This is a genomic window from uncultured Aquincola sp. (assembly GCF_964001545.1).
Lineage (GTDB): Bacteria > Pseudomonadota > Gammaproteobacteria > Burkholderiales > Burkholderiaceae_C > Aquincola.
Genome location: NZ_CAXFDV010000726.1, coordinates 1 through 4524 on the forward strand (window position 1 = coordinate 1; position 4524 = coordinate 4524).

General features: G+C 75.7%; 1 protein-coding gene. It reads right to left on the reverse strand.

The window, feature by feature from the left end; all coding sequences use genetic code 11:
• Nucleotides 1–4457: SDR family oxidoreductase (locus ABNT58_RS25560; protein WP_348756195.1), on the reverse strand; the 4457-nt coding region annotated here is incomplete at its 3' end.
• Between the last annotated feature and the right edge of the window lie 67 nt (nucleotides 4458–4524).

Here is a 4524-nt window from a genome sequence, read left to right on the forward strand (position 1 = left end):
AACACCTGCCGGGCCGTCAGCGGCCAGCCGGCGCGGCGGGCACGCGACACCAGCTGGATGCCCACCACCGAATCACCGCCCAGGTCGAAGAAATCGTCGTGCAGGCCCATCGCGGGCACGCCCAGCAGGTCGCTGGCCATGCGCAGCAGCTCGGCTTCGGCCGGGGTGGCATCGGCCGCAGCTGCCACGGCCTGGCCGGCAGCCACCGGGCCGTCGGGCTCGACCCGGGCCGCGGGCTGGCCGGTTGCGGCACCGGGCGTGGTGCCCACCGTCGCCAGGGCCAGCGGCCGGCCGGCAGCCGTCGGCAGCGCACGCATCGACACCAGCCACTGCGGCTCGTCCAGCGCCAGCGCCTGCACGAAGGCGGCCACGCCTTGCGCGTCGGTCAGGCCCAGGTCGGCGGTGCCGGCGGCGCGGGCCATGCCGCCTTCGCGCCAGTTGTCCCAGTTCAGCGCCAGCACCGGGGGCTGCTGCCCGGCCCGCGACTGGGCGAAGGCGTCCAGCCACAGGTTGGCGGCGGTGTAGGCCGCGCGGCCCGGCAGCGCGACGAAGGAGGTGAGCGACGAGCACAGCACCACGAAGTCCAGCCCGGCCCCGAACACCCGCAGCAGCGCCTGCGTGCCTTCACGCTTGGCTGCCAGCACCTGCGCTGCCTGCGCGGGCGACTGCAGCGCCACCAGGCCGGCGCCAGGCAGGCCGGCGGCATGCACCAGGCCATGCACCGCGCCCCAGCGCGCCCGTGCGGCCTGGTGGGCGGCTGCCAGCGCGGTCTCGTCGGTGACGTCGGCCTGCACCAGCATCAGCTCGGCGCCCAGTGCCTCGATCCCGCGCAGCCGCCGGATCACGGCCGACACCGGGTCGTCGGCCGGATGCTGCTGCAGCCACCGGTCCCAGTCGGCGGGCGGCGCCAAGGCAGAGCGGCTGAACAGCAGCAGCCGCGCCTGCAGCGTGCGCGCCAGGTGCTCGGCCAGCGCCAGGCCCATGTGACCCAGCCCGCCGCTGATGGCATAGACCCCACGCGGGCGCAGCCGCGAAGGCCCGGCCGGCGTGGCCGCTGCGTCCACGCGCGCGGTGCTGCGTTCCCAACGCCGGCCGCTCCGGTAGGCCACCCACGGCGCGCTGCCGGCCACGGCTTCGGCCAGCAGCGCATCGAGCGAGGCCGGGCCGAAGTCCTCCAGGTCGACCACGGTGGTGCGCAGGCCGGGCCACTCGCAGGGCAGCACCTGCAGCCAGCCGATCGGCAACACCTGGTCGGGCTGCAGCGGTTCATCGCCCAGCACCTGGGCGCTGTGCCGGGTGCCCAGCGTGATGCGCAGCAAGCCCTCGGGCGGCTGCTGGGCCAGCCGGTGCAGCAGCGTGGGCACGGGGGCCCAGGCGGACGGCCCGCCCGATGCGGGCGCGTCGTCGGGCGGGGCCAGGATCAGCAGGTGTTCGGGCAGCTGGCCGGCCGCATCGGCCAGCCAGGCCAGGCCCGGGTCGTCGGCGCCGGTCTGCAGCATCGGGGCGCCGGCTTCGGTGTCGGTGGCCCAGGCCCGCGGCTGTGCGCCGTGGGCGGCCAGGCGCTGGCGCAACGGCTCGATCCACCGCGCCGGTCCCAGCAGCAGCCAGCGGCCGGTGGGCCGCGCGGCCGGCGGTGCCGCGGCGCGCACCCAGGCCGGGCGGTACAGCAGCGGCGCTGCCGCCACTGCGCTGTGCGCGACCGATGCATCGGCGCTCTCAGTGGCCGCCGGCGCGGGATCGACCCAGCAGCGTTGCCGCTCGAACGGGTAGCCCGGCAAGGACACGCGGCGCCGCGGCCCGGTGCCCAGCCAGGCCTGCCCGATGTCCACGCCCGCGCACCACAGCTGACCCAGCGCACGCAGCAGCTGGGCCTCGTCGCTGCCGCGGGCCGTGCCCTGCCCGGCCGCCCCGCCCCGCGGCGGCGCCAGCGTGGTGGCGGTGACCAGCTGCGCAGGTGCATCGGCATGGCGCCGGGCCAGCGTGGTGAGCGTGGCACCGGGCCCCACCTCCAGCATCACCACGTCGCCCAGCCCGTACAAGGTGCTCAGCGCCGCGCCGAAGCGCACGCCCTGCAGCAGGTTGGCGCCCCAGTGCGCGGTGCCGACGTCGGCCGCCCCGAACCAGGTGCCGGTGACGCTGGAGACGAAGCGTCGTGCGGGCGGCTGCTGGCCCACGGCCGACACCGCCTGCAGCATCGGCGCCACGGCCGCCGCCATCATGGGCGAGTGGAAGGCGTGCGAGGTATGCAGCCGCGTGGCCTGCAGGCCATGGTCCGCCAGCAGCTGCGCGGCCAGCGCCTCGACCGCGGCGGTGGGGCCGGCCGCCACGCACAGCCCCGGCGCGTTCTCGGCCGCCAGGCTGCAGCCGTGCGCGGCCAGCAGCGGCGCCAGCGCCCCGGCGTCCAGCGGCACCGACAGCATGGCGCCCGGGGGCTGAGCCTGCATCAGCCGTGCGCGTTCGGCCACCAGGGCCAGCGCATCGTCCAGCGTGAACACGCCGGCCAGGCAGGCGGCCACGTATTCGCCCAGGCTGTGGCCGGCCATCGCGGCCGGCTCGATGCCCGCGGCCATCAGCGCCCGAGCCAGCGCATATTCCACGACGAAGAGCGCCGGCTGGGTGATGCCGGTCTGCTGCAGCCGGCTGGCGGCCTGGGCGTCGTCGGGTTCGGCCAGCAGCAGGCTGCGCAGGTCCAGGCCCAGCGGCTGGCGCAGCACCTCGCAGCAGTGGTCCACGGTGCTGCGGAACACGTCGGCCCCCGGACCCTGCCCGGCGTACAGGCCACGTCCCATGCCCGGGTGCTGCGCGCCCTGACCCGGGAACAGGAACACCACGGCCGGGGCCATGCCCGCGCGCCCTTGCAGCACGCCGGCGGCGCCGCCCGGCGTGGCCGGGTCCAGCGCGCGTGCGGCCTCGGCGGTGTCCATCACCACCAGCGCCGCACGCTGCGCAAACGCATGGCGGCCGGTGGCCAGCGTGCAGGCCACGTCGGGCAGCGCCAGCGCCGGCTGCGCGCCGAGCCGGGCCGCCAGCTGCCGTCGCACGGCGGCCAGCGCCGTGGGTGTGCGCGCCGACAGCAGCAGCAGCTGGGCGCCGCCCGCGCCCTGCCCTGCGGGCACCTCGCTGCTCACCGGCGCGGCTGCGGGCGCTGCTTCCAGCACCACATGGGCATTGGTGCCGCCGATGCCGAAGGCGCTGACGGCTGCCCGCCTTGGCCCTGCGCCGGGTGGCCATGGCTGCGTGCGCTGGACGACGCGGAAGGGCGAGCTGTCCAGGGCCAGGGCGGGATTGGCCGTCTCGAAATGCAGGCTGGCCGGCCAGGTGGCCTGCCGCAGCGCCAGCACGGTCTTGATGAGGGCCGCCACGCCGGCCGCCGCGTCCAGGTGGCCGATGTTGGTCTTGACCGAGCCCAGGCCGCAAAAGCCGATGCCGTCGGTGCCCTGGCGGAAGGCCTGGGTCAGCGCCGCCACCTCGATGGGGTCGCCCAGCGGCGTGCCGGTGCCATGCGCCTCCACGTAGCCAATGCTGTCGGGCGACACGCCGGCCACGGCCTGCGCCGCGGTGATCAGGCGCACCTGGCCGTCCAGCCCCGGTGCGGTGTAGCCCACCTTGGCCGCGCCGTCGTTGTTGGCCGCGCTGCCCAGGATCACCGCCTGCACGGTGTCGCCATCGGCCAGCGCATCGGCCAGCCGCTTGAGCACCACCACGCCGGCACCGTCGCCCTTCAAGGTGCCCTGGGCGCGCGCATCGAAGGTGCGGCAATGCCCGTCGGGCGAAAGAATCATGCCCTCTTCGTGGCGGTAGCCCCAGAAGCGCGGCAAGGTGATCGACACGCCGCCGGCCAGCGCCATGTCGCAGGCGCCGGTGAGCAGGTGCTGGCAGGCCAGGTGCACCGCCACCAGCGAGGTGGAACAGGCCGACTGCACCGCCACCGCCACGCCCGAGAGGTTGAGCTTGTAGGCCACGCGCGCGGCCAGGTGGTCGGGCTGGTTGGAATAGTGGGCCTGGAAGGCGCCGACACGCGCCAGCGCCGCCGGGTTGCGGTGCAGCTGCTCGTACAGGTAGTGGCTGCTGCTGGCCCCGGCGAACACGCCCACCGCACCTGGCGCCGCGGCCGGGTCGTAGCCGGCGTCTTCCAGCGCATGCCAGGCCACTTCCAGGAACAGGCGCTGCTGCGGGTCGATGGCCTCGGCCTCGCGCAGGCGGTAGCCGAAGAAGTCGGCGTCGAACTGGTCGAAGCCGTCGAGCACGCCGTGCACCGGCACGAATTCAGGCGCCTGCACGTCGGCCGGGTCGCGGCCCCGGGCCATCAGCTCTTGCAGGTCCAGCCGGCGCAAGCCCTCACGCCCTTCGCACAGCAATTGCCAGAAGGACGGCAGGTCGGGCGCGCCGGGAAAGCAGCCGGCCATGCCGACGATGGCGATCTCGAGCCCGGTCGGCTCGCGCTCGGATGCGCTCATGGAGCCCCCCGGGCCGCGCGCTGGCGCTGGGCCAGGGCGGCCAGCCGCGCTGCATCGGGCCTGGCGG